General features: G+C 59.1%; 26 protein-coding genes. 20 read left to right on the top strand and 6 right to left on the bottom strand.

The annotated features are described in order from the left end of the window. Window positions 1-15 precede the first annotated feature (15 nt). Both ACR3EP_RS17040 and ACR3EP_RS17035 read right to left on the bottom strand, forming a co-directional pair. The gene (locus tag ACR3EP_RS17040) at window positions 16-831 is read right to left on the bottom strand and encodes a ChaN family lipoprotein (protein WP_480638747.1); all 816 of its coding nucleotides are present in this window, start codon (window positions 829-831) and stop codon (window positions 16-18) included. After that, window positions 828-1,706 carry an RNA polymerase factor sigma-32 gene (locus ACR3EP_RS17035; RefSeq protein WP_480638746.1) on the bottom strand — a complete coding sequence of 293 codons (879 nt, stop codon included), beginning with the start codon at window positions 1,704-1,706 and terminating at the stop codon, window positions 828-830. Before ACR3EP_RS17035 ends, ACR3EP_RS17040 begins: the two co-directional genes overlap by 4 nt. A gap of 100 nt (window positions 1,707-1,806) precedes the next feature. On the opposite strand from ACR3EP_RS17035, the gene cobU reads away from it, so the two are divergent. From cobU to ACR3EP_RS17015, 4 genes are read left to right on the top strand one after another with little or no spacing between them, the layout of a single operon-like run. Further along, a complete protein-coding gene (gene cobU, locus ACR3EP_RS17030) occupies window positions 1,807-2,328 on the top strand; it encodes a bifunctional adenosylcobinamide kinase/adenosylcobinamide-phosphate guanylyltransferase (RefSeq protein WP_170361450.1) in 522 nt (173 codons plus the stop codon). Next, complete coding sequence (locus ACR3EP_RS17025) at window positions 2,325-2,903, top strand: histidine phosphatase family protein (protein ID WP_480638745.1); 579 nt, start codon at window positions 2,325-2,327, stop codon at window positions 2,901-2,903. Before cobU ends, ACR3EP_RS17025 begins: the two co-directional genes overlap by 4 nt. 58 nt (window positions 2,904-2,961) lie before the next feature. Then, on the top strand, window positions 2,962-3,846 hold the full coding sequence (locus ACR3EP_RS17020; RefSeq protein WP_480638744.1) for a glutathione S-transferase: 885 nt from the start codon (window positions 2,962-2,964) through the stop codon (window positions 3,844-3,846). Window positions 3,847-3,891: 45 nt separating this feature from the next. Then, window positions 3,892-5,406 (top strand): YifB family Mg chelatase-like AAA ATPase, encoded by a 1,515-nt coding sequence (locus ACR3EP_RS17015; RefSeq protein WP_480638743.1) that lies wholly within the window; start codon window positions 3,892-3,894, stop codon window positions 5,404-5,406. Here ACR3EP_RS17015 and gshB read toward each other — a convergent pair. The 3 genes from gshB to rsmI form a co-directional block, all read right to left on the bottom strand. After that, window positions 5,403-6,335: a glutathione synthase gene (gene gshB / locus ACR3EP_RS17010; protein WP_480638742.1), complete on the bottom strand. Its 933-nt coding sequence runs from the start codon at window positions 6,333-6,335 to the stop codon at window positions 5,403-5,405. The genes ACR3EP_RS17015 and gshB overlap by 4 nt on opposite strands. Window positions 6,336-6,396: 61 nt before the next feature. Further along, complete coding sequence (locus tag ACR3EP_RS17005; RefSeq protein WP_480638741.1) at window positions 6,397-6,768, bottom strand: YraN family protein; 372 nt, start codon at window positions 6,766-6,768, stop codon at window positions 6,397-6,399. A gap of 1 nt (window position 6,769) precedes the next feature. Beyond that, window positions 6,770-7,627, bottom strand: a complete 858-nt coding sequence (gene rsmI, locus ACR3EP_RS17000; protein ID WP_480638740.1) for a 16S rRNA (cytidine(1402)-2'-O)-methyltransferase — start codon at window positions 7,625-7,627, stop codon at window positions 6,770-6,772. 88 nt (window positions 7,628-7,715) lie between these two features. Between rsmI and ACR3EP_RS16995 the strand changes: the two genes are divergently transcribed. From ACR3EP_RS16995 to murJ, 3 genes are read left to right on the top strand one after another with little or no spacing between them, the layout of a single operon-like run. Then, complete coding sequence (locus ACR3EP_RS16995) at window positions 7,716-8,888, top strand: penicillin-binding protein activator (RefSeq protein WP_480638738.1); 1,173 nt, start codon at window positions 7,716-7,718, stop codon at window positions 8,886-8,888. After that, window positions 8,848-11,667 (top strand): [protein-PII] uridylyltransferase, encoded by a 2,820-nt coding sequence (locus ACR3EP_RS16990; RefSeq protein WP_480638737.1) that lies wholly within the window; start codon window positions 8,848-8,850, stop codon window positions 11,665-11,667. Before ACR3EP_RS16995 ends, ACR3EP_RS16990 begins: the two co-directional genes overlap by 41 nt. After that, window positions 11,664-13,205 (top strand): murein biosynthesis integral membrane protein MurJ, encoded by a 1,542-nt coding sequence (gene murJ / locus ACR3EP_RS16985; RefSeq protein WP_480638736.1) that lies wholly within the window; start codon window positions 11,664-11,666, stop codon window positions 13,203-13,205. Before ACR3EP_RS16990 ends, murJ begins: the two co-directional genes overlap by 4 nt. Here murJ and ACR3EP_RS16980 read toward each other — a convergent pair whose 3' ends face one another. Further along, window positions 13,206-13,892, bottom strand: a complete 687-nt coding sequence (locus tag ACR3EP_RS16980; protein ID WP_170361435.1) for a rhomboid family intramembrane serine protease — start codon at window positions 13,890-13,892, stop codon at window positions 13,206-13,208. It abuts the gene before it with no gap. A gap of 86 nt (window positions 13,893-13,978) precedes the next feature. Here ACR3EP_RS16980 and trpS point away from each other — a divergent pair, with 86 nt between their 5' ends. The 13 genes from trpS to ACR3EP_RS16915 all read left to right on the top strand — a co-directional run bounded on the left by trpS (window position 13,979) and on the right by ACR3EP_RS16915 (window position 25,587). Further along, window positions 13,979-15,007, top strand: a complete 1,029-nt coding sequence (trpS, locus tag ACR3EP_RS16975; protein WP_480638735.1) for a tryptophan--tRNA ligase — start codon at window positions 13,979-13,981, stop codon at window positions 15,005-15,007. Between the two features lie 58 nt (window positions 15,008-15,065). After that, window positions 15,066-15,929 (top strand): branched-chain amino acid aminotransferase, encoded by an 864-nt coding sequence (locus ACR3EP_RS16970; RefSeq protein WP_170377714.1) that lies wholly within the window; start codon window positions 15,066-15,068, stop codon window positions 15,927-15,929. A gap of 65 nt (window positions 15,930-15,994) precedes the next feature. Next, window positions 15,995-16,450, top strand: coding sequence for a universal stress protein (locus tag ACR3EP_RS16965; RefSeq protein ID WP_170350587.1), 456 nt, complete (start codon window positions 15,995-15,997; stop codon window positions 16,448-16,450). Window positions 16,451-16,460: 10 nt separating this feature from the next. Continuing rightward, complete coding sequence (locus ACR3EP_RS16960; RefSeq protein WP_480638734.1) at window positions 16,461-17,054, top strand: DsbA family protein; 594 nt, start codon at window positions 16,461-16,463, stop codon at window positions 17,052-17,054. Between the two features lie 69 nt (window positions 17,055-17,123). Then, a complete protein-coding gene (locus tag ACR3EP_RS16955; protein ID WP_170350589.1) occupies window positions 17,124-17,687 on the top strand; it encodes a NifU family protein in 564 nt (187 codons plus the stop codon). Continuing rightward, complete coding sequence (gene tsaB, locus ACR3EP_RS16950; RefSeq protein WP_425081664.1) at window positions 17,677-18,261, top strand: tRNA (adenosine(37)-N6)-threonylcarbamoyltransferase complex dimerization subunit type 1 TsaB; 585 nt, start codon at window positions 17,677-17,679, stop codon at window positions 18,259-18,261. Before ACR3EP_RS16955 ends, tsaB begins: the two co-directional genes overlap by 11 nt. After that, complete coding sequence (locus ACR3EP_RS16945) at window positions 18,258-18,671, top strand: GNAT family N-acetyltransferase (protein ID WP_480638733.1); 414 nt, start codon at window positions 18,258-18,260, stop codon at window positions 18,669-18,671. The genes tsaB and ACR3EP_RS16945 overlap by 4 nt, the downstream gene beginning before the upstream one ends. Window positions 18,672-18,830: 159 nt before the next feature. After that, window positions 18,831-19,829, top strand: a complete 999-nt coding sequence (locus ACR3EP_RS16940; protein WP_058281934.1) for a BMP family lipoprotein — start codon at window positions 18,831-18,833, stop codon at window positions 19,827-19,829. An 85-nt stretch (window positions 19,830-19,914) separates the two neighbouring features. Next, on the top strand, window positions 19,915-21,444 hold the full coding sequence (locus ACR3EP_RS16935; RefSeq protein ID WP_480638732.1) for an ABC transporter ATP-binding protein: 1,530 nt from the start codon (window positions 19,915-19,917) through the stop codon (window positions 21,442-21,444). Between the two features lie 3 nt (window positions 21,445-21,447). Further along, complete coding sequence (locus tag ACR3EP_RS16930) at window positions 21,448-22,542, top strand: ABC transporter permease (RefSeq protein WP_170350593.1); 1,095 nt, start codon at window positions 21,448-21,450, stop codon at window positions 22,540-22,542. Then, window positions 22,542-23,552 carry an ABC transporter permease gene (locus ACR3EP_RS16925; RefSeq protein ID WP_480638731.1) on the top strand — a complete coding sequence of 337 codons (1,011 nt, stop codon included), beginning with the start codon at window positions 22,542-22,544 and terminating at the stop codon, window positions 23,550-23,552. Before ACR3EP_RS16930 ends, ACR3EP_RS16925 begins: the two co-directional genes overlap by 1 nt. Window positions 23,553-23,896: 344 nt before the next feature. Continuing rightward, a complete protein-coding gene (locus ACR3EP_RS16920) occupies window positions 23,897-24,817 on the top strand; it encodes a sulfite exporter TauE/SafE family protein (RefSeq protein ID WP_170350595.1) in 921 nt (306 codons plus the stop codon). 2 nt (window positions 24,818-24,819) lie between these two features. After that, window positions 24,820-25,587 (top strand): TIGR02186 family protein, encoded by a 768-nt coding sequence (locus tag ACR3EP_RS16915; RefSeq protein ID WP_170350596.1) that lies wholly within the window; start codon window positions 24,820-24,822, stop codon window positions 25,585-25,587. Window positions 25,588-25,590 lie beyond the last annotated feature (3 nt).

Genomic DNA, 25,590 nt, shown 5'->3' with positions numbered 1-25,590 from the left:
TGACAGTTCCAGCGGTTAATTCTGCTTTTGAAACGCCAGACACGGGTCTTCGCGTTCGACGCTGGGACTGTCGATCACCGCGTCGAAGGTGCCATTTACCACGCCGTCTTCGGATTGACCCAGCACAAAGACCTTCAGCCCCGGGCGCAGTCGGGACAAAAAGGTGGGAATGCCCCGATCCTTACGTGCATGGCCATTCCCGGTGATCACCGCAACCGGGCCGCCAGTTTCATCGGTGGCGCGCAAGATGGCGCGCGTCAGCACAGCGTCGCGCAAGCGCTGAATGGCCACCAGTTGCGGCAAGGCACTTTCTGGGATCGCATCGCAATGGGCGGCCAGTTGATCGGCCTCGCGCGCGGCCTGTTCGTCGGCTGGCAAAGGCACGGTCAACCCGTAACGCGCTGCATCTGCGCCCAAAGCGGTGGCTGCCCCTCGCTCCATCGCCGCACGGGCTGCGGCACGTGGAACCATGGCCCCGTAGACGGGCGCGTCTGATGCCTGAAACACCGGGTAATACATGCTGAGCGGCGGCCAGCCCGATTCAAGCCATTCCAGAATGCGCGCAAGCTCTTCGGGGTTGGATACAGCCTTATCCGCCAGTCGCTGCGCACCTTCTTCGGTTACCATCTCCCACACAACAGCCGAGGGGGTGATGGCCTTCAAAGCTTCGGCCTGAATGACATGGTGTTGCGGGTTGTCGTGTATCTCGCCCAAAATGACTACATCCGCCGAGGTCATCGCGGCCAGAATATCATCGGGGATCAATTCTTCGGCCTGGCCGGGCACGGCCATAACCATCAGTGTACAAACAAGAATCGCAAGCTGTCTCATGCGATGAAGTGTTGCACCTCGCGCGACTGGGCTTCAAGGTTCTTACGCATTTTCACAAAAGCCGCAGCCTCAAGCTGACGCACGCGTTCCTTGGACAGGCCAAGCTCTTGCCCCAGACTTTCCAGCGTGCGGGCCGGATCGCGCAGCTTGCGTTCGCACACAATAAAGCGTTCGCGGTCGTTCAACGCCTGCATCGCCGTCACCAGCCATTCGCGCAGCTGTTCGGTATCGTGGCTGTTTTCAACCGTCTCGGCAGCTTGCTCGCGTTCATCCTCTAGCGCATCGATCCACTCCCGACCGTCTTCATCGGTCGATTGCACCGCGTTTAGTGAGAAATCCGAGCCCGAAAGGCGCCCTTCCATCATCTCAACATCACGCAACGGCACGCCGATTTCAGCTGCAATCATCTGGTGCAACTGATGACGGTCCAGATCCATCCCTTCGGTTGCAGCCTCGCGTTCCAAACGCGCCTGAACTCGCCGCATGTTGAAAAACAGGGATTTCTGCGATGAGGTCGACCCAGTGCGCACCATCGACCAGTTGCGCATCACGTAGTCCTGAATGCTCGCCTTGATCCACCAGACCGCATAGGTTGAAAAGCGCACGCCTCGGTCGGGATCAAATTTGTCGGCCGCTTTCATAAGGCCCAATCCGGCCTCTTGAATCAGATCATTCATCGGCGCGCCGTATCGTTTGAACTTGGCCGCCATCGAAATCGCCAGCCGCATATAGGCCGTGATCAACCGATGCAACGCTTGTTCGTCGCGGTCGTCACGCCACGCATAAGCCAGCTTTAATTCAGTTTCTGCGTCCAGCAATTCGGCTTTCATTGCCTGCCGGGACATCGAAAAATCGGTTCCATTATCCAGTGCCATGGAAATCTCCCCTTTTCACAGGCGCGGGCCGGGCTTGCCTTACCGACCTAGGGTCGATACGCAGAACAAAACCGGGTGGATCACCAGAAAGGTAATAATAGTGTATCCGGATTTAACCTTTGTGTTGGGTGGCGCGGCCTCTGGTAAATCTGCCTTTGCCGAGCAAATTGTTGTTTTATCAGGAAAAACCCGCGCTTATCTCGCCACATCACAAGTGTTTGATGATGAGATGCGCGACAAGGTTCAGCGCCATATCGCCCAACGCGGTGCAGGATGGTCGACGATCGAGGCCCCATTTGATCTTGGCCCGGCCCTGTCCGATTTGACCCCCGATCATATCTGTCTGATCGACTGCGCCACCATGTGGCTGACCAATCATCTGTTGGCTGAAAACGATCTGGAACAAGCCCAATCTGTGCTGTTGCAGGCCCTGCAATCGTGCCGGGCGCCGGTTATCATCGTCTCGAACGAAGTCGGCCATGGCATCGTCCCGGACAACTCTCTGTCCCGCCGCTTCCGCGAAGCCCAGGGACGGTTGAACATCGCGCTGGCCGCGCAGGCCGATCTGGTCGTGCAGGTCACAGCTGGGCTTCCGCTGGTGCTGAAAGGACAATTGCCGTGACCCGGCTGCATCTTGTTCGTCACGGGCCGACCCATGCGAAAACCATGGTCGGGTGGTCCGATCTGCCTGCCGACCTCAGCGATCACGCCGCGATCGCGCGGTTGCACGACCATCTGCCAGACAAGGCGCTGGTGGTATCATCTGACTTGCTGCGGGCCACCGATACGGCATCGGCCATTCAGGGTAAACGCCAGCGCCTGCCGCATCATAGAGACCTGCGCGAGATTCACTTCGGCACATGGGAATTGCGCAATTTCAAAGAGATTGAGGCCGAAGACCCCGATCTGGCCTTTGCCTATTGGGACAATCCCGGCGACGTGCGCCCGCCCAAAGGTGAAAGCTGGAACGAGGTTTGCGCCCGCGTCGATGCCGTGATCGACCAGTTGATTGTCGATCACACGGGCCAAGACCTAATCGTCGTGGCCCATTTCGGTGTGATCCTGACGCAGGTGCAGCGTGCCCTTGGCGTTGACGCACAAGAGGCGTTCAGCCATCGCATCGACAACCTCTCGGTCACCGACATCACCCATCACGGCGATCGCTGGTCGGTTGGGCGGATCAATCACTGTCCGTGATCACACTCCGCACAAAACACTGATTTACTGAACGATCGCGGCGCGCCATCGTAGTCGTATGACCTATGATTTATTTATCGGAGACCGCCTGTTTTCCAGCTGGTCCTTGCGCGGTTGGCTGATGCTGGAAAAGTTCGGCCTGCCCTACCGAAACCACATGATCGGTCTCTATTCCGGCACCATGGCCGAGGATATGAAGCCACTGGCTCCGGCGCGCCTTGTCCCTGCCCTGCGCCTGCCGGATGGGACCATAGTGGGCGAAAGTCTTGCCATGGCCGAGACCTTGGCCGAACGGCATCCAGAGGCCGGGATGTGGCCCGAAGACGTAGCCGCCCGCGCGACGGCCCGGTGGCTATGCGCCGAGATGACTGCCGGGTTCGCCGCGTTGCGCGCGGAATGTTCGATGCAGCTGTTGCACTGCTGGCAGGGATTTGAACCATCGCCTGAAACGCTGGTTGATCTGAACCGGATCGAAACCCTCTGGGCACATGCCCGCACTATATCCGGTGCAGCCTCCGGGCCGCTTTTCGGCAGGTATTCTCTGGTGGATGTATTTTACACCCCCGTGGCCGCGCGGATCATTGGCTATGGTTTGCCTGTGTCCGTGGCTAATCGGGAATATTGCCTGGATTTGCTATCCGACCCTTCGGTCCGACAATGGCGCGCAATGGGATTGACCGTGACCTATGATCCGTTCCCCTACGCATTCGACCTGCCGTCACAGGCATGGCCCATCGGCGCGCAAACCGATGCCCAATCTGTAGATAGCGGACCATCGATCAACGATATCTGTCCTTATTCCGGCAAAGCGGTCACCCATTTTCTGGAACTGGACGGTCAGTGCTGGGGATTCTGTAACCAATTCTGCCGCGACAAAACGGTTGCGGACCCCGGTGCCTGGCCAAAATTCTTAGCAATGACCGACACCGTTAACCATTCGTAAACCGCATCCATGGCAGCAACGACCTGTTAACCAAACAGGTCGTTCATGGTCGCCCGTTCTCATACCGTCGCTTTCCAAGGGGTTGACGCCCGCCCGGTCGAGGTGCAATGCGCCGTCTCGCCGGGCCTGCCCGCTTTTTCCATCGTAGGCCTGCCCGACAAGGCCGTGTCCGAGGCCCGCGACCGCGTCCGCAGCGCGCTGAGTTCGATGGCCATCGCGCTGCCGTCGAAACGGATCACCATCAACCTGTCCCCCGCTGACCTGCCCAAAGAAGGCAGCCATTTCGACCTGCCCATCGCCGTCGCGCTGCTTTCGGCGTTGGAAATCATCCCGCCCGACGCTGCCGAAGGCGCGGTTTCGCTGGGCGAGCTGTCTCTGGACGGCTCGCTGGTTCCGGTCGTCGGTGCGCTGCCTGCCGCCATGACCGCCGCAGCCGAGGATCGCGCGTTGCTGTGTCCTCGAGCCTCCAGCGCCGAGGCCGCTTGGGTGGATGCCACACAGGTCATCGGCGCGGGGTCACTCGGCGATGTCGTACGCCATTTTTCGGGCCAGTCGCCCTTGCCTGCGGCCCAACCCGGCGAAGTGAACTTGGCACCCAGCGCCCGCGATCTACGCGATGTAAAAGGGCAGGAACGGGCCAAGCGCGCGCTGGAGATCGCCGCCGCAGGCCGCCACCACCTGATCATGATCGGCACACCCGGATCGGGCAAATCCATGCTGGCTGCGCGCCTGCCCGGTATTCTGCCGCCTCTGACCCCAACCGAGGCGTTGGAAACTTCGATGATCCAATCCCTGTGCGGGTTGCTGGACGAAGGCGGCATCAGCCGCAGCCGTCCCTTTCGCGAACCCCACCATACCGCCTCTATGGCGGCGATCGTTGGGGGTGGCAAGGGCGCCAAGCCGGGCGAGATTTCTTTGGCTCATAATGGCGTACTGTTCATGGACGAATTTCCCGAATTCCCGCGCACCGTGCTGGAAACCTTGCGCCAACCTATCGAGACTGGCGAGGTTATGGTCGCGCGCGCAAATGCCCATGTGAAATACCCGTGCCGGTTCATGTTGGTGGCTGCGGCCAACCCCTGCAAATGTGGATATCTGACCGATCCCGCCCGCGCCTGTTCTCGCGCGCCTGTCTGCGGAGAGGACTATCTGGGCCGCATATCAGGCCCGCTGATGGATCGGTTTGATCTGCGGATCGAGGTTCCCCCAGTCGGGTTCACCGATCTGGACCTGCCCCCATCCGGCGACAGTTCGGCGACCGTTGCAGCGCGCGTCGACCAGGCCCGTGCCATTCAAGCCGAGCGTTTCCGGGACACACCTGCAACGCGCCAAAATGCCGATGTTGAGGGTTCGATATTGGAAGAGATTGCCGCTCCGGATGCTGAAGGCAAAGAGTTGCTGCTGAAAGCCGCTGAACGGTTTGGCCTGTCAGCGCGCGCCTTTCACCGTATTTTACGGGTCGCGCGCACGATTGCCGATCTCGATGACGCACCAGATGTCCGGCGTCCGCACGTGGCCGAGGCGCTGAGCTTTCGCATCAGCGCCAAGGTTGCCTCTTAAAACTTGGCTTCAATGGCCTGCCAGATCTTTTCGGCGATGTTTACACCGTCGAACCGCTCAAGCTCCTGAATGCCGGTGGGCGAGGTCACGTTGATCTCGGTCAGATAGTCTCCGATCACGTCGATCCCGACGAAAATCTGGCCTTTTTCTTTCAGCAACGGGCCGATCGCCGCGCAAATCTCCTGATCACGCTCGGACAGGCCGATCTTTTCGGGCCGCCCCCCCACATGCATGTTTGACCGTGTCTCACCCTTCGCCGGAACACGATTGATCGCGCCCACGGCCTCGCCATCCACAAGGATCACGCGCTTGTCGCCGTTGCTGACATCGGGCAGGAATTTCTGCACGATCAATGGCTCGCGCGAGAAGCCTGTAAACAGCTCGTGAAGAGAGGTCAGGTTGCGGTCATTCGCATCCAGCCGGAACACGCCCGCGCCACCGTTGCCATAGAGCGGCTTCAGAATGACATCGCCGTGCTTTTCCTTGAACGCTTTGATGGTTTGCAGATCACGCGCGATCGTGGTTGGCGGGGTCAGGTCAGGGAAATCCAGAACCAGCAGCTTTTCGGGGTAATTCCGCACCCAAAACGGATCATTGACCACCAACACCTGCCCTTTGAGACGATCCAGCAGATGGGTCGAGGTGATATAATGCATATCGAACGGAGGGTCCTGACGCAGCCAGATCACGTCGAACTCGGCCAAATCCACCTCGCGTTCCGGGCCCAGCTCGGCGGGGTTGCCTGCCACACGCTGCACTTTCATGTCCTGACCGCGCGCGGTGATCCGCCCCTCTTGATAGGCCAAGTGGTCCGGGCTGTAGAAAAACAGCGTATGCCCGCGCGCCTGTGCTTCTTCGGCCAGACGGAATGAGCTGTCTGCGTTGATATCCACGGCCCCGATCGGGTCCATCTGAAAGGCGATTTTCATGGCGTGTCCCTCAGTTTCACGCCAGATACATGGCCCAGAGGGGCCGAGGGTTCAATGGGTGTCAGGCCTGACCAAACGCGTTTTCGATGATTTGAACAGCCCCCGTGGCATCCACCAACGCCGCGTCAAACCGAACATTTGTCAGCTGCCCGCCCGGTTCCGTTTCCAGAAATTGCGCTGCCGAGGTGAAAATCCGGTCAATCTGCCGCTGGCTAATCCGCTCCGCGGCCATGTCGAAACTGGTGCTTTTCTTGACCTCGATGAACACAAGCCCGTCACTGCCCCGGGCGATCAGATCGATCTCACCGCCTGCGCCGCGCCAGCGATGATGCGCGATTTTGAAACCCCTACGTTCATAGTCGGCTGCGACCTGCAACTCTGCCGCCTGTCCGGCATGGTAGGAAACCGAACTTCGAACAGATCGCGAGGTCATGTCATCCCTTTCCCAATTTCAACGCCTTTTGATAAATCGGACGGCGCGGTAGTTTGTACATCTGCGACACCAGATCCGCCGCATCACGCACCGAATGGGTTTCCAAGGCGCGCGTCAAAGCCTCTTCTATGTCGGATTCGTTAACAGTTTCCGAATGACCTCGGTCAACCAGAAGAACAATTTCACCTTTGACCGTCTGTCCTTGCAGGGCAGTAGCCAGTTCACCCAATGAGCCGCGCCGGATTTCTTCGAACTTTTTCGTCAACTCACGGCACATCGCGGCCTGGCGGTCTTCACCCAACACCTCGGCCAAATCCGACAAGCAAGCCGCCACGCGCTTGGGCGATTCGTAAAACACCAACGTGCCGGGAATGTCGCGCAACGCCTCGATCCGCGTCCGGCGCGCGCCGGTTGCGTTGGGCAAGAAACCCGCGAAAAAGAACGCGTCCGTCGGCAACCCCGCCAGCGTCAGGGCCATCAATGCCGCCGACGGCCCCGGCGCACAGGTCACCATATGCCCGGCCTCGGCCGCCTGCCGCCCCAGATCATAACCCGGATCGGCAATCAGCGGCATTCCGGCCTCGGACGCATAAGCAACCGATTTCCCTTCGGCCAGAGCATCCAGAATTTTGCCGCGTGCCCCCGCGCCGCTGTGGTCGTGATAAGCCAGAATGCGCCGCCCTTCGAGCGGGACGCCATGAATTTCCATCAACCGCCGAAGGCTGCGAGTGTCTTCTGCGGCAATCACATCGGCCGAGGCCAGCACGTCCAGCGCCCTGAGCGTGATATCGCGCGCTGTTCCAATCGGAGTGGCAACAAAATACAGGCCGGTGCCCAATCTGACTTTTTGGAAATTCAAAGCTGGACCCTCACAGCGTGACGTTTATTATCGCGACCCAATAGATTGGCGGCATCTCAAGCCGCCGGGACAGGGAGTTTTCATTCAGATGTTTACCGTTTGCAAGCCCGTTCGCAAACTGGCGCGCACCGCCGCCGTACTGGCAACCGCCGCATTTCTGGCCGCCTGTGACGTCGGCACCATCGGCGGAGGTCCGTCGATCGACACGTCAGACCCCGTGCCTGTTGCCCTGCTGGTTCCCGCGGGATCGGGGCAGGCCGGCGATGCAGCGCTGGCACGTAGCCTGGAAAACGCCGCCCGACTGGCCATGTCAGATCTGCAGAATGTTCAGATTGATTTGCGCGTTTATGACACGCGGGGCAGTTCGAATACGGCCGCAGCAGTCGCGCAGCAGGCGGTGGCAGACGGGGCGAAAATCATACTCGGTCCGGTCTATGCACAGGCTGCAAACTCAGCAGGCATTGCGGCGCTGAGCAGCAATGTAAACGTTTTGTCCTTCTCGAATAACACCAGCATTGCAGGCGGCAATGTGTTCGTGCTTGGCCCCACTTTCGACAATACAGCCAACCGCCTTGTCAGTTTTGCGGGGTCGCAAGGCAAATCGAATATGGTCATCGTTCACAGCAACGATGCTGCGGGCCAGCTAGGTCAAGCCGCGATTGCCAATGCACTTGCCAGCAGCCGCGTGAACAATGCGGGATCGGTGGGGTATGACCGTTCGCAGCAGGGCGTCATCAACTCGGTTCCCTCAGTCAAAGCAACCGTAGATGCGTCTGGCGCGGATTCCCTGTTTCTGACATCGACCACCGCCGGCGCATTGCCGCTTTTCACTCAGCTGCTGCCCGAAGCGGGCGTTTCCACAACAAACACGCAATTTATCGGCCTGACACGCTGGGACATCCCGCCGCAAACATTGGACCTGCCAGGCGTACAAGGTGGCTGGTTTGCGCTGCCGGACCCATCGAAGGCGCAGGCATACCGACAACGGTATAACAATACCTATGGCGAGGCCCCGCACCCGATCAGTGGATTGGCCTATGACGGCATCGCCGCAATCGCCGCACTTGTCAGCCAGGGTAAATCCAACGCTCTGACCGCTTCGGCGCTGACGCAAAACGCCGGTTTCCAGGGGGTTGGCGGTATCTTCCGCCTGCGGCCGAACGGTACGAATGAACGCGGTCTGGCTGTCGCCACGATCCAAAATAAACAGGTAGTAGTGATTGACCCTGCCCCACAAAGCTTCACAGGCGCCGGTTTCTGAGCAAACGGGTTTGACGCTCACCCCCAGGGGTGAGCTGATCTGCCCGGCGGATGAAATTTTCGACAGCGCCGCCGTCATGGCACAGCTGTCGGAGGCCTTTGACAAGACCTCGGACAACGCAGCGCGGCGCAAAGAGACCGTTCGCATCTTGCGTGATGCCCAGAAAGGCGGGCGCCAGGCCATTGCCGATGCCTTTGCCGAACGCCCGTTTGATGCACGGCCGCTGACCCATTCCTACACCTATCTGACCGATGGGCTGGTCTGTACCGCCATGAAGGTATCCAGCGAGGATCTGCACCCTCTGGCCACCCCGACACAGGGGGAAAGGATCGCTGTGCTGGCGGTGGGCGGGTATGGGCGCGGGGAAATGGCACCGTCCTCTGATGTCGACCTGCTGTTCCTGACGCCCTACAAAATCACCGCCTGGGCCGAGAGCGTGATTGAATCCATGCTGTATATCCTGTGGGATTTGCGGCTTAAGGTTGGCCATTCGTCCCGCACGATCAAGGATTGCATGCGGCTTGGGGCCGAGGATTTCACCATCCGCACCTCGATGCTGGAACAACGCTATCTGGCGGGGGACAACAAGCTGGCCGCCGAGCTGGACAAACGCCTGAAGGCTGACCTGTTCAAAGGCAGCGAGCGAGAGTTCATCGAAGCCAAATTGCAGGAACGCGATGAGCGTCACCAAAAACAGGGTGAGCGCTATATGGTCGAGCCCAATGTCAAAGAAGGCAAAGGCGGGCTACGCGATCTGCAATCGCTCTACTGGATCGCGAAATACATCTATGGCGTTCAGGATGTGGCTGAACTGGTGCCTTTGGGCCTGTTCACGCCCGAAGAGTTTAAAACATTCGTAAAGGCCGAGGATTTCCTGTGGGCCGTCCGTTCGCATCTGCATCTGATCACCAGACGCCCGACCGAACAACTGACCTTTGACCTGCAAGTCGAGGTGGCCGACCGGATGGGTTATGAAGACCGGGCCGGGCGCCGCGCGGTCGAAGTGTTCATGCAGCGCTATTTCCGCGAGGCCACTTATGTCGGGGAATTGACGCGTATTTTCCTGACCAAACTGGAAGCCTCGCATATGAAAGGTGAGGCCCTGCTTGAACGCATCTTCCGTCGCCGACCGCGGGTCAAGGCGGGCTATAGGGTGGTGCATGGTCGTCTGGACGTGGCCGATCCCGAGAAATTCCTTGCCGACAAGGTGAACCTGCTGCGTCTGTTCGAAGAAGGTTTGCGCACCGGCATGCTGATCCACCCAGACGCGATGCGGTTGGTGACCGCGAACCTGGACCTGATCGACGAAGATATGCGCGAAAACCGCGAGGCGCGGCGCATCTTCCTTGATCTGATGCTGAAACACGGCAACCCCGAACGCGCCCTGCGGCGGATGAACGAACTGGGGGTGCTGTCCGCATTTCTGCCCGAGTTCGAGCCCATCGTGGCGATGATGCAATTCAACATGTATCACAGCTATACAGTGGACGAGCACACCATCCAATGTATCGTCAACCTCGCCCAGATCGAACGCGGAGAACTGATTGAACCGCTGCCGCTGGTGTCGTCCATTCTGAAAGGCGGTGTGAATCGCAAGGTGCTGTATGTTGCGTTGTTGTTGCATGACATCGCCAAGGGACGACCCGAAGATCACTCGATCCTCGGCGCGCAAATCGCCCGTAAGGTTGCGCCCCGGCTTGGGCTGAACAAGGCAGACTCGGAAACCGTGGAATGGCTGGTCCGCTATCATCTGCTGATGTCGGACATGGCGCAAAAGCGCGACATCTCAGACCCGCGTACGGTGCGCGATTTCGCCAAGGCGGTAAAAACGGTCAAGCGGCTGGATCTGCTGACGGTTCTGACGGTCTGCGATATTCGCGGGGTCGGGCCGAACACGTGGAACAACTGGAAAGCCACACTTTTGCGCGCCCTGCACGCCGAAACCAAGCGCGCGCTTGAAACCGGGATGGAGGACCTCAACCGCGCCAATCGCGGGACCGAGGCCAAAAAAGCCCTGCGCAACGCGTTGTCGGATTGGTCCAAGGCGGACCTCAAGACCGAAACTGGTCGGCATTACCCGCCTTATTGGCAGGGCCTGAACCTGCACACCCAAGTCGAGTTTGCCGAGATGCTGCGGGCGCTGGAACACAGCGGTGATCCGGGTGAGGTAGAAATCCGCATGCAACCGGACGAAGACCGGGACGCCACACGGGCCTGTTTCGCAATGGGCGATCACCCCGGTATCTTTGCGCGAATTGCGGGTGCTCTGGCGCTGGTCGGGGCCAACGTGGTGGATGCGCGCAGCTACACCACCAAAGACGGTTATGTAACCGATGCCTTCTGGATTCAGGACACCGAAGGCCACCCGTTCGAGGCCAGCCGCCTGCCACGCCTGGCCCAGATGATCCGAAAGACGCTCAAGGGTGAGGTTGTTGCCCGCGATGCGCTGAAATCGCGCGACAAGATCAAGAAACGCGAACGCGCCTTCAACGTGCCGACCCATATCACCTTTGATAATGATGGGTCCGAGATTTACACTATCATCGAGGTCGATACCCGCGACCGTCCGGGTCTGCTCTATGACCTGACCCGAACGTTGGCCGCGGCCAATGTCTATATCGCCAACGCAGTGATCGCGACCTATGGCGAACAGGTGGTCGACACCTTTTACGTCAAGGACATGTTTGGTCTAAAATACCATGCGGAAGGCAAACAGCGCACGCTTGAAACCAAACTGCGCAAAGCCATCACCGAAGGCGCCGAGCGCGCGGCCTCATGAAGCAGATCCGGTTGTTTTCAGGCCTGTTCACGGTCGGGTTCTGGACGCTGGCCAGCCGGATTCTGGGCTTTTTGCGGGAAATACTGCTGACGGCTTATATCGGTCCAGGTCCGGTGATGGATGCTTTTGTCGCGGCCTTCCGTCTGCCAAACATGTTCCGCCGTTTCTTTGCCGAAGGCGCTTTCAACGCGGCCTTTGTGCCGATGTTTTCCAAGCGGCTGGAAGGCGAGGAAAACGCCCAAGGCTTTGCGCAGGACGCCTTCAATCTGTTGGCCGTGGCGGTGCTGGCGCTGGTCGGGCTGGCAATGTTGTTCATGCCCGCGCTGGTCTGGATCACGGCCGAGGGGTTTCACGGTGATGAACGGTTCGATCTGGCCGTGGACTATGGATATGTGGTGTTCCCTTACATCCTGTTCATGTCGCTGGCGGCGCTGTTCTCCGGTGTTTTGAACGCCACGGGTCGCTTTGCCGCCGCCGCCGCCGCACCCGTATTGCTGAACATCTTTGCCTGCACGGCCCTGATCGCTGGGGCAGCCGCTGGAGGCGAGGTGATCCGTTGGTTGATCGCCGTCATTCCCGTGGCCGGGGTCGCACAGCTGGCGCTGGTCTGGGTGGCGACCGAGCGTGCAGGCATTCGCATCCGGCCCGGCCTGCCGAAGCTCAGCCCCGAGATGCGCCGCATGGTGCGCATCGCCGTTCCGGCGGCGCTGGCCATGGGCGTCACTCAGATCAATCTGGTGGTGGGGCAATTGGTAGCCTCGAAAACCGAGAAGGCGATCAGTTGGCTGTTCGCGGCTGACCGGTTGTATCAACTGCCGTTGGGCGTGGTGGGCATTGCCGTCGGCATCGTGCTGCTGCCCGATCTGTCCCGCCGCTTGCGCGCCGGGGACGGGGACGGCGCCCGCAACGCGTTTTCCCGCGCAGGTGAGTTCACGCTGTTGCTGACCATACCGTCGACCGTGGCGTTTGTGATCCTGCCAAACCCGATGGTCTCGGTCCTGTTCGAACGTGGCCAATTCAGCGCCGAGGACACCGCGGCCACAGCGCTGGCAGTGGCAATTTACGGAACCGGCCTGCCTGCCTTCATGCTGCAAAAGCTGCTGCAACCGCTGTATTTCGCGCGTGAGGATACGCGGTCCCCGTTCCGCTATGCCGTGGTTGCAATGGTCGTGAACGCCGGGCTGGCCTTTGGACTTTACCCGTTGGTGGGATGGATCGCACCGGCCATTGCGGCGTCGGCTGCCGGGTGGGCTATGGTCGGTCTGCTGATCCTCGGCGCGCGACGCATGGGTGAAGAGGCGCGGTTCGACGACCGCTTCAAACACCGGGCATGGCGCATCGTGGCCGCGTCGCTGGGGATGGGTGTCGTTCTATACGCCGCCATTCATCTATTCGGCTGGGCATTCGAACTGTCCGGCTGGCGTTATCTGGCGCTGATCATCCTGATCAAGATTGCCGCGGCCACCTATTTCTTTCTGGGCCACCTGTTTGGCGCTTTCGAGGTGTCAGAGTTCCGCAAAGCCTTGCGTCGGTCGTGATCAGTCGCGGCGAATGCGCCGCACGATCCGCGCCCAGCCACCCGGGGCAAGCAGGAACGAAAGGCCAAAGCCTGTGGCAAACCCGCCCAGATCAGCCAACCAGTCGGACGTACCGCCGAAAAGCAGGCCGAACACCAGTTGAATCCCCATCAGGGCCGCAATCAAACCAAAGGCGCGGTGCTGGTTTTCGCCAACCAATGACAGTTTGCGCCACAGCAACCACGTGAATGCGCCGATCAGGCCATAGACAGGCGGGAACCCTCCAACCAGCGGGTATTGGGGGTCCAGCAACAGTGCATAGGCCAGTGCCCCGCCCACGCCAGACAGCACGAAGATCACCAACATCTGAAAACCGCCAAAGACCTCGGCCACCATCTTGCCCATGGCCAGCAGGAAGACGCAGACAAAAACGGCCTGCGTGAAAGAGCCCGACACGAAGGGGTAGGTCACGAAACGCATGACATGTTCGAACGGCCAGCGCCCGTTCTCGACCATCCAATCAAAGATATCAGGCGAAAACGAATAGCTCTGCAGCGCATCCAGCCGCCATCCCACCGCCGACGGACCGCCGATCAGCCCGCGTGTTCCCAGGGTAAAGGCCAGTTCCACCCCCATAATGAACAGCACCAAGGCCACCACAACGGGCGGCAAAGGGTTCACGGCGGGTGTATAATTCTCACTGCTCATTGGGCTGGCCTTTCGCGGCGGTTGACGTCCCTTGGCCTCATGGGTAAGCGACGGGGGCTGATTTTTCCAGACGGGAGTTCCCTTCGATGACCGAGACCCAGTTCACACCGCGCGTGTTTTCCGGCATCCAGCCGTCGGGAAACCTGCATCTTGGCAACTATCTGGGTGCGCTCAAGCGGTTTGTGGATATGCAGCAGCCGGACATGGAGACCATCTATTGCATGGTCGATCTGCACGCGATCACCGTCTGGCAGGACCCCAAGGAACTGGCCCATTCGACGCGCGAACTGTGCGCTGGTTTCATCGCTGCCGGTCTCGACCCGGATAAATCGATCCTGTTCAACCAAAGCCAGGTGCCCGAGCATGCGCAATTGGCGTGGATCTTCAACTGCGTCGCCCGCATGGGCTGGATGCAGCGGATGACTCAATGGAAGGACAAGGCCGGAAAGAACCAGCAAAACGCCTCGTTGGGTCTGTTCGCCTATCCGTCGCTGATGGCCGCCGACATCCTGACCTATCACGCAACGCATGTGCCGGTTGGCGACGACCAGAAACAGCATCTTGAGCTGACGCGCGATATCGCGATCAAGTTTAACCATGATTACGGCGTCGATTTCTTTCCGATCACCGAACCTGTGATCGAAGGGGCCGCGACCCGTGTCATGAGCCTGCGCGACGGGTCCAAAAAGATGTCCAAGTCCGACCCCTCGGACATGAGCCGCATCAACATGACGGACGACGCCGACACGATCGCCAAGAAGATTCGCAAAGCCAAGACCGACCCGGATGCGCTGCCATCCGAGATCGATGGTCTGGAAGACCGCCCCGAGGCGCGCAATCTGGTGAACATCTATGCCGCGCTCAGCGATCAGACGGTCGATCAGGTGCTGGTCGATGTTGGCGGTAAACAGTTCGGTGAATTCAAACCGATGCTTGCAGAACTGGCGGTGGAAAAACTGGCACCGATTTCGTCCGAAATGGCCCGCCTGATGGGCGAAGAAGCCGAGATTGACCGGATTCTGGGCAAAGGTGCGGAAAAGGCCCGCGCGATTGCCGCGCCGATCCTGCAGCAGACTTACGAAATTGTGGGCATGGTCAGCTCAAAACAAGGCTGATTGCGCTGGACGTTACCGCAGCGCCTTCCTAGGTTTGCGCAAAGCGTGGGAGGGCGTCATGGCAGTCGGCAAGAACATCCGCACCTATTTCGAAAGTCAATGGCATGACGGGGATGCCCCGATCATGCGCGCGGCCGATCACGGTGCTTGGCTGGGATCGTCAGTCTTCGACGGTGCGCGCTATTTCGACGGTATGGCCCCGGATCTTGAGGCACATTGTGCCCGCGTGAATCGCTCAGCCGAGGCACTGATGCTGACCCCGTTCGTCTCAACCCAACAGATGGTCGAGATCATCCGAGAGGGGTTGGCTTCTTACGGACCGGACTCAGCCGTCTATATTCGCCCGATGTATTGGGGCATCGACGGCGACGCGACCGCGATTGTCCCACAGGAAAACAGCACTGGTTTTGCCATCTGCCTAGAAGAGATCCCGATGGCGCCCGAGACCGCCTCGGTCACGCTGGGTACCACAAAATTCCGCCGTCCGGTTCTGGAATCGTCGGTGGTGAATGCCAAGGCCGGGTGCCTGTACCCCAACAATGCGCGCATGCTGCAAGAGGTTCGCGCCAAGGGGTTCTCGAATGCGCTGGTCGCGGACGCACTGGGCCACGTGGCCGAGACCGCAACCGCCAACATCTTCATGGTCCGTGACGGAGAGGTGTTTACCCCAACCCCCAACGGCACCTTTCTGGCTGGCATCACCCGCGCGCGTCACATTGAAAACCTGCGCGCCGACGGGACGGTCGTTCACGAAGCCATCCTTGGCTTTGACGATTTCCACAAGGCGGATGAGGTCTTTATGACCGGCAACATGAACAAGATCACCCCGGTCACCGCGCTGGAGGATACGCAATATCAAATCGGCCCCATAGCCCGCCGTGCGCGCGAGCTGTATTGGGACTGGGCACTAAGCACCCGCTAACCAGCCGCTTATTGCCAGCACGCAAATGGTCGGGCATGATCGCCTGAAATATACGAGGACACTTCATGCGCAAATTCTTGGTCGTTCTGGATGACAGTCGCGAATGCCTGAACGCGATGCGTTTTGCCGCTATGCGCGCAGCCCACACCGGCGGTGGCGTTACAATCCTATCGGTCATTCCGCCGGATGAGTTCAACCATTGGATCGGCGTGGCCGAGGTAATGCGCGAGGAAGCACGCGAGCGTATTCACGCCCATTACGAGGTGTTCGCCAAGTGGATGCGCGACAAGCAAAACATCGACCCCGAACTGGCCATCCGCGAAGGTGAGCCGGTCGCCGAGATCATCGAACATGTGCAATCAGACCCCGAGATCGGGGTGCTGGTGCTAGGCGCAGGCGTTGAAAAGAAAGGCCCCGGGCCGCTGGTGACGCAACTGACCAAGAATTCGGGCAACCTGCCAATTCCGATCACCATCGTTCCTGGTGATCTGAGCAAGGAAAAGCTGGAAGAAATCACCTAAAAGGACACCCATGCAGCGCAGCATCCAGTTCTGGTTCGAATTCGCATCCACATACTCTTACCTAAGTGCGATGCGAATCGAGGATCTGGCTGCGCAGAACGGGGTGTCAGTTGAATGGCATCCCTTTTTGCTTGGTCCGATTTTCGCCGCGCAGGGCTGGGACAATTCGCCGTTCAACATCTATCCCGCCAAAGGGCGTTATATGTGGCGCGATATGGAACGGTTGTCGGCCCAGCGGGGGTTGCGATTTGCCCGGCCTGACCCCTTTCCCCAAAATGGTCTGAAGGCTGCGCGGCTAGTGATGACGATTGAAGCCCACCCTCAAAGGGCTGCCTTTGTTCGGGCCGTCTATGCCGCCGAATTCGTTGATGGCCTCAATATCTCGGACGACAAGGTGCTGATCGACTGCCTGTCCCAAGCCAGCCTGCCCCCAGAAACGCTGGCCGGTTGTCAAGACCCGGATATCAAGGCGGCCTTGAGCCAACAGACTCAGACCGCGCAGGCCAAGGGGATTTTCGGGGCGCCAAGCTTTCTAGTGGGGGATGAACTGTTCTGGGGCGATGATCGGCTGGATGCGGCGATGCAACTGGCGGCAGAAATTTAGAATGGTTCCAAATCTTGACTTCCCCGGCCCGGACCCGCATATCAAGTACAACTGAAACGGAGCCGTGACATGTTCATCCAGACCGAATCCACGCCGAACCCTGCAACGCTGAAATTCCTGCCCGGTCAGCCGGTGCTGGAAGCGGGCACTGCAGACTTTCCTTCGGCGGAAGCCGGGGAAAAATCGCCCTTGGCGAAGCGGATTTTTGCAGTGTCTGGTGTCACCGGCGTGTTCTTTGGCAATGATTTCGTCACCGTGACCAAATCGGATGACGTTCAGTGGGATCACATCAAACCGGCCATTCTGGGCGCTGTGATGGAGCATTTTCAGTCCGGTCAGCCGGTATTGGGTGAAGATGCTGTCGATGGGTCAGGTCACGCAGAACATTTCGGCGAGGATGCCGAAGTGGTCAATCAGATCAAGGACCTGCTGGATACGCGCGTGCGCCCGGCGGTGGCCCAGGATGGGGGTGACATCACGTTCCACGGATTCGACCGGGGCGTTGTTTACCTGCACATGCAAGGCGCTTGCGCGGGCTGCCCGTCCTCGACCCTGACGCTGAAAATGGGAATTGAGAACCTGCTGCGCCACTACATCCCGGAAGTGACCGAGGTTCGCCCCGTTGCCGTCTGACCCGATCATTTTGGCATTTGACACATCGGCCGCGCATTGCGCGGCCGCTTTGCTACATGGCGACACGATTGTCGCTTCGCGCGTTGAGCCCATGTCACGCGGGCAGGCAGAACGGTTGATGCCGCTGTTAGAAGAGATTCTGGCCGAGGCGGATTGCACGTGGCGCGATCTGACCGCCATTGGAGTCGGGATCGGGCCGGGGAATTTTACCGGCATCCGTATCTCGGTTTCGGCTGCGCGGGGATTGGCGTTGGGACTTGGTATCCCGGCTGTTGGAGTTACCGGTTTTGATGCCTTGGCCGAAATCGGGGATGGGATTCCCGCGATCCGCGCACCCCGCGAGCAAGTCTATGTCGCGCTGCCCGGTCAGGACCCCGCACTGATGGCGCAGGAACAGGCAGAATCACTTGGAAACCTGATTCTGAATGATGACGCCGATGTGCTGGTCAACGCCCTTGCCCGGCTGACAGCGCAAAGATGGTCCACCACGACCCAGCCCCCTGCCCCGCTATATGTGCGCCCGGCTGATGCGGCCCCGTCAAAGGACTCACCACCGGTTCTGCTGGACGGATGACCCCGCAAGAATTGGCTCATACCCATACGGCAGCCTTCACGCAGTCGCGCCCTTGGACGGAATCAGAATTTTCTGATCTTCTGACCAATCGGTTCACGCATGTCATTGGTAACGCTGACTGTTTTGCCCTGTTTCAAGTCACTGCAGGTGAAGCTGAACTGCTGACAATCGCCACCCACCCCAATCGTCAGCGCCAAGGTCTTGCCCTGCGCCTTATGCAGGAATGGCACGCAAAAGCCAAAGCGTTGGGCGCAACCCGTGCCTTTCTGGACGTTGCGGCAGACAATCACCCGGCTATCGCGTTGTACCAGCGCTGTGGATACACAACCTGCGGCCTGCGCAAGGGTTACTATCTGCGCGAAAAAGCTGAGAAAATCGACGCCGTTGTCATGGTCAGCGCCCTGACCTGACCGACGCCTCCTAATTTTTTCGACCATTTGGTCAAGAATCAGTTGACCGCACCGGTTGCAAACGCCCTTAATTCCCGCCATCACAACAGTTATGCTCGCTCACAGTGAGTAATCGGGGCTATCTTGACCCCGACCAACAATAACAAACGGGAGTATGAAATGACCCTGATGAAATCCTTGATGGGCGCTGCCGCCGCCGTCGCGTTGACCGCGGGTGCGGCCCTGGCTGAACCAGCCCTGATCTTCGACCTGGGTGGCAAGTTTGACAAATCGTTCAACGAAGCAGCCCATAATGGGGCATCACGTTGGGCGGAACAGACCGGTAAGACTTATCGCGAAATCGAACTGCAGTCTGAAGCCCAGCGTGAACAAGCCCTGCGTCGTTTTGCCGAAGCTGGCCTGAACCCAATCATCACCATGGGTTTCGCAATGGCTGATCCGCTGGCGGCTGTCGCGGGCGACTATCCCGACACCAAATTCGTTGCAGTTGATGTGAATTGGCTAGATGCTCCAAACGTGCGTCAGATCGGCTTTGCCGAGCATGAGGGTTCCTATCTGGTTGGAATGATGGCTGCGATGGCATCTAAGACCGGAACAGTTGGCTTCATCGGTGGCATGGATATTCCGCTGATCCGTCACTTTGGCTGCGGTTACGCGCAAGGCGCCAAAGCCGTGAACCCCGACATCAATATCGTTGCCAACATGACTGGTACCACCCCATCGGCATGGAACGACCCGGTCAAGGGCTCCGAACTGACCAAGGCACAGATCAGCCAGGGTGCTGACGTCATCTATGCTGCTGCGGGCGGCACCGGTGTGGGCGTTCTGCAGACCGCCGCCGATGAAGGCATCCTTTCGATCGGTGTGGACAGCAACCAGAACCACCTGCATCCGGGCAAGGTTCTGACCTCGATGCTGAAGCGCGTGGACGTGGCCGTTTATGACGCCATGAAGGCTGGCGAGGATCTGCAAACCGGCGTTTTCGCCATGGGTCTGGCCGAAGAGGGTGTGGGCGTTGCCATGGATGAATACAACGCTGAACTAGTTACGGAAGAGATGAGCTCGGCCGTTGCAGATGCACGCAGTGACATCATCAACGGAAACGTCACCGTCGTCAGCTATTACGAGAACGACAGCTGCCCGGCACTGCAGTTCTGATATCGCGTGGGGCGGGGGTTGATCCTCCGCCTCATTCCCACTTGGCCGCAGCGTTCGCGGCCTTTTCGGCAATTGAGGACACGACATGACAGTCCCCGCCATTGAGCTCAAAGGGATTTCCAAAGCCTTTGGGCCGGTTCAGGCCAACAAAGACATTTCCATCAGCGTCGTCCCCGGCACGATCCACGGGATCATCGGTGAAAACGGTGCGGGCAAATCCACGCTGATGAGTATTCTCTACGGTTTCTACAAAGCCGACAAAGGTGAGATTTGGATCAACGGGACCAAGACCGACATCCCCGACAGTCAAGCGGCGATTACGGCGGGCATCGGGATGGTGTTCCAGCATTTCAAGCTGGTTGAGAATTTCACGGTTCTGGAAAACATCGTTCTGGGCGCCGAAGATGGCGGGCTGCTGGCTCCGTCTTTGTCCAAGGCTCGCAAGGAACTGAAAGAACTGGAAGAAGAATACGAGCTGTTCGTTGACCCAGACAAGCGCATTGACGAAATCGGCGTGGGGATGCAGCAACGGGTCGAAATCCTCAAAGCCTTGTATCGCAAGGCCGAGATTTTGATTTTGGACGAACCGACAGGCGTTCTGACCCCGGCCGAGGCCGACCAGCTGTTCCGCATTCTCGACCGTCTGCGGGCCGAAGGGAAGACGATCATCGTGATCACCCACAAGCTGCGCGAGATCATGGAAAACACCGATACAGTCTCAGTGATGCGGCGCGGGCAGATGACGGCGACAGTAAAAACCGCCGAAACCAGCCCCGAGGAGCTGGCCGAGCTGATGGTAGGCCGCAAGGTTCTGCTGCAGGTCGACAAGGTTCCTGCAAAACCCGGCAAACCCATTCTTGAGGTCGAAAACCTGCGCGTCTTCGATTCAGCGGGCGTTGAGCGGGTCAAGGGTATCGACTTGACGGTCCGCGCGGGTGAGATCGTCGGCATCGCCGGTGTTGCGGGTAATGGCCAGTCGGAACTGCTTGAGGTTTTGGGCGGGATGCGGCCTGGAAAAGGGTCGATCAAGCTGAATGGTGAACCGCTGGCGCTTAGTGGGCATGGGTCTGACGGTCAGGCGCGGCGTGCGCAGCACATCGCTCACGTCCCCGAGGATCGTCAGCGCGAGGGCCTGATCATGGATTTCCACGCGTGGGAAAACGTGGCGTTCGGCTATCACCGCGACCCTGCCTATAAACGCGGTCTGTTCATGGACAATGCCGCCCTGCGCGCGGATACCGAACGCAAGATTGAAAAGTTCGATGTGCGTCCGCCCAATGGCTGGCTGACCGCCAAAAGCTTTTCAGGCGGCAACCAGCAAAAAATCGTTGTCGCGCGCGAGATTGAGCGGAACCCCGACCTGTTGCTGGTCGGCCAGCCGACACGCGGTGTGGATATCGGCGCGATCGAATTCATTCACAAACAAATCGTCGCCCTGCGCGATCAGGGGAAGGCAATCCTGCTGGTCTCGGTCGAGCTGGAAGAGATCTTCTCGCTGTCCGATCGGATAGCGGTAATGTTCGACGGACATATTATGGGCGAACGCCTGCCCCATGAGACAGATGAAAAAGAACTGGGCCTACTGATGGCCGGTGTTGCGGAAGAGGCCGCGTGAAGCATGGATAAAATGCCCAAATGGGCCGATGTCGTTCTGATCCCACTGATCAGTCTGATATTGGCCGCGATCCTTTCGGCGCTGGTTATTTTGGCCATTGGTGAAAACCCGGTTGAAGCGGTGAATCTGATGGTTACCGGCGCGCTGGGGTCGACTTATGGCTGGGGCTATACGCTCTATTACGCGACCAATTTCATGTTCACCGGGCTGGCGGTGGCTGTAGCGTTCCACGCGCGGCTGTTCAACATCGGCGGCGAAGGCCAGGCCATGCTGGGCGGGCTTGGCGTTGCCATAGTGTGTCTGTACATCGACTGGCCGCATTGGAGCATTGCCCTGCTGGCCGCCTGTGCGGCGTCGATGCTGTTTGGGGCGGCATGGGCCGCAATCCCGGCCTATCTGCAAGCCAAACGTGGCAGTCATATCGTCATCACCACGATCATGTTCAACTTTATCGCGGCGGCCTTCCTGAACTATATGCTGGTCAATGTGATGCGCCCGCAAGGCTCGCAAGATCCTGCAACTGCACGCTTCCCCGAGGCCGTGCATCTGCCGACCTTCCAGTCGATGTTCTCGACCGCTGAAAACGCGGTGTTCAAGGGTGCGCCGGCCAATATCTCGTTCTTTGTCGCGATCCTGGCCTGTTTCGTGGTCTGGGCGCTGATCTGGCGGACGCGGCTGGGGTATGAGATCCGCGCCTATGGTCATTCCGAAACCGGCGCTGTTTATGCCGGTATCTCGCCCGTACGCATCACTATCGTCGCCATGCTGATCTCGGGTGCGTTGGCCGGGTTGATGGCGACCAACAACGTGATGGGAGAAGCTGAACGGCTGGTACTCAACTCGACCGAAGGTGCGGGTTTCATCGGGATTGCCGTGGCGCTGATGGGCCGGTCGCACCCGTTCGGCGTGTTTGTGGCGGCCCTTTTATTCGGGTTCCTGTACCAGGGAGGTGCCGAATTGGCGCTGTGGACCTCGATCCCGCGTGAGCTGATCGTGGTTATTCAAGCGCTGGTGATCCTGTTTACCGGGGCACTGGACAACATGGTGCGCATGCCGCTTGAGAAACTGTTCCTCGGTCTGCGGAAGGGGGCCGAGTGATGGAGATTTTCGTAACACTCATTCAGGTTTTTGATTCAACGATCCGTCTGGCAACACCGCTTTTGCTGGCGTGTCTGGCCGGGTTGTATTCGGAACGCGCGGGTATTTTCGACATCGGGCTGGAAGGCAAGATGCTGATGGCAGCTTTTTTCTCGGCGGCGATTGCGGCAGTGACCGGGTCTGTCTGGTTGGGCCTGCTGGCGGGGATCGGATCCTCGCTGATTTTGTCCGGCTTGCACGGGCTCGCTTCGATCACCTTCAGGGGCAATCAGCTGATCTCGGGCGTTGCCATCAACTTTCTGGCCTCGGGCCTGACCGTTCTGATTGCGCAGAGCTGGTTCAAACAGGGCGGGCGCACGCCTTCTCTCTTTGGCGGTGGACGATTCGAATCTGCAGAGTTTCCTTATGCAATCGGCCCCGAAGATGCTGAACTGTCGGGGAAACCGGTTTCTGAACTGATGTCTGACACCAATTCGTTTCACATGGTGTATTCCGAACTACTCTCGGGTCATTCGATATTGGTCTATGTGGCGTTTCTGATGGTGCCATTAACATGGTGGATTCTGTATCGCACCCGGTTCGGCTTGCGCCTGCGCGCGGTGGGTGAAAATCCGGCTGCGGTGGATACCGCCGGTGTCTCGGTTGTCGGCCTGAGATTTGCGGCCGTTGCCATCTGCGGCGTGCTGTGTGGGATCGCCGGGGCCTATCTGGCCACTGCCCTGCAGGCCGGGTTCGTCAAGGAAATGACCGCCGGTCGCGGGTTCATCGCTTTGGCCGCGCTGATCTTTGCGAAATGGCGACCTTGGCATGCGATGTGGGCCTGTCTGCTGTTTGGTCTGTTGCAGGCGATTGCGCTGCGGTTCCAGAATATCGACCTGGGCGGCGTGGTCATCCCGGTGCAGGCTATGGATGCCCTGCCCTATATGCTGACGGTCGTCATTTTGGCTGGGTTCGTCGGCAAAGCTGTCCCGCCGCGTGCCGGTGGCGAGCCCTATGTGAAAGAGCGCTGATAAGTCCAGTTTAAAACTCATTTCAGTCCTGTTCGCTGCAGAGCGGCATGCAGAGTTGATTTTGCATGCCGCAAGCGCTCTAAGGGGGTATGTGTTTGTTTCCTGTGATAGCCGAGATCGGATTCGTTCCTGTCAGGGTGGCAAGCACACAAAAACGTCCCGGTTCCGGGGTCCGTTTTTCAATTCAGCCAGATCGGCTTGTCGGTCACGCGGTCTGCGCGATCGGCAGGTTGGTATTCGCCATACGGCCGCATTGCGCGCGCGGTATTAAAGCCTCATCCCTGTGGTATGGGACAGGCCGGATCACTTTGTGTGACGCGTCTGATCTCATCCGGTAAATACACATGCAGATCTACCTTCCAATCGCCGAAGTCTCCGTCAACGCCTTTTTGCTGTTGGGGCTGGGTGGGATGGTTGGCATCCTGTCGGGCATGTTCGGTGTAGGCGGCGGGTTTCTGATGACGCCGCTACTGTTCTTCATCGGCATCCCCCCCGCTGTCGCCGTCGCAACCGAAGCCAACCAGATCGTCGCCTCGTCCTTTTCTGGTGTATTAGCGCATTTTCGACGAAAGACCGTAGATCTGAAAATGGGCACGGTCTTATTGATCGGGGGCTTAATGGGTGCTGCCCTTGGGGTGGTGGTGTTCAACTATCTCAAAAGCCTGGGCCAGGTCGATCTGCTTGTCACGCTATGCTACGTCGTCTTCCTTGGCGTCGTTGGTGGCCTGATGTTCATCGAAAGCTTGCGGGCACTGCGCAAGGCCAAAAAGGGCGGCGGCGCACCAGCAAAACGGCGCCAGCGTGGCTGGGTTCATGCGATGCCGTTCAAAATGCGCTTTCGCACTTCGGGCCTGTATATCTCGGTCATTCCCCCAATTCTGGTCGGGCTTTGCGTCGGTGTACTGGCGGCCATCATGGGCGTCGGCGGCGGCTTTATTATGGTGCCTGCAATGATCTATCTACTGGGCATGCCCACCAAGGTGGTGGTTGGAACATCCTTGTTTCAGATCATCTTTGTGACCGGCTTTACCACCATGCTGCACGCAACCACGAACTATACGGTTGATGTTGTTCTGGCCGTTCTGCTGCTGGTCGGCGGTGTCGTGGGCGCGCAGATTGGCACGGTGATTGGCGCGAAGATGCCCGCCGAGCAGTTGCGCGTGCTGCTGGCAGCCCTGGTTCTGGTGGTCTGCGGCAAGCTGGCACTGGACTTATTGATCGAACCATCCGAGCTGTATTCCATTGGCAGCGAAGGAGGGCACTGATCATGCTGAAACGCTTGATTGCCCTGCTGGTTTTCTGCTGCTCGCCAGCCCTTGCGCAAGAAGAGCAGGTGGTGCTGGGTCTCAGCCAGGACCGGGTCGCCATTACCGCGACATTCGATGGTTCTGAAATCCTGATCTTCGGTGCCGTCAAACGAGAAGCACCGATCCCCGCCGGCCCACCGCTTGAGGTGATCGTGACTGTGGCCGGGCCGTCCAGCCCAGTGACAGTCCGGCGCAAGGAACGCAAACTGGGCATCTGGGTCAACACCGACAGCGTTCTGGTCGACCTTGCGCCAAGTTTCTACGCCGTCGCCACAAGCGGGCCGCTGGATAATATCCTTTTGGACACCGAGGACCTGAGATACCGGATTTCAATCGAACGCGCCATCCGATCGGTCGGGGCGGCCATGCATATCCGGGGCGCGCAGGATTTTGCAGATGCCGTGGTGCGCATTCGCGAGGATGAGGGGCTGTATTCCATTCGCGAAAACACAGTGGCCGTGGATGAGCAAACCCTGTTCCGCACCTCAATTGCAATGCCTGCCGACCTGACCGAAGGCGACTATGCTGCGCGCATCTTCCTGACCCGCGGCAAAGAGGTGATCTCGGAATTCGAGACAACCATCGACGTGCGCAAAGTGGGGCTGGAGCGGTTTTTGTACAACATGTCCCGACAGCAACCTGTGTGGTACGGGCTGATGTCACTGGTCATTGCGATTGCAGCGGGCTGGGGGGCGTCGACTGCGTTCCGATTGCTGCGTGAAAACTAACCC

Source organism: Ruegeria sp. BB10 (assembly GCF_056535725.1).
The sequence above is the reverse complement of the archived record's forward strand: the minus strand, read 5'-3'. Positions and strand labels throughout refer to the sequence as shown.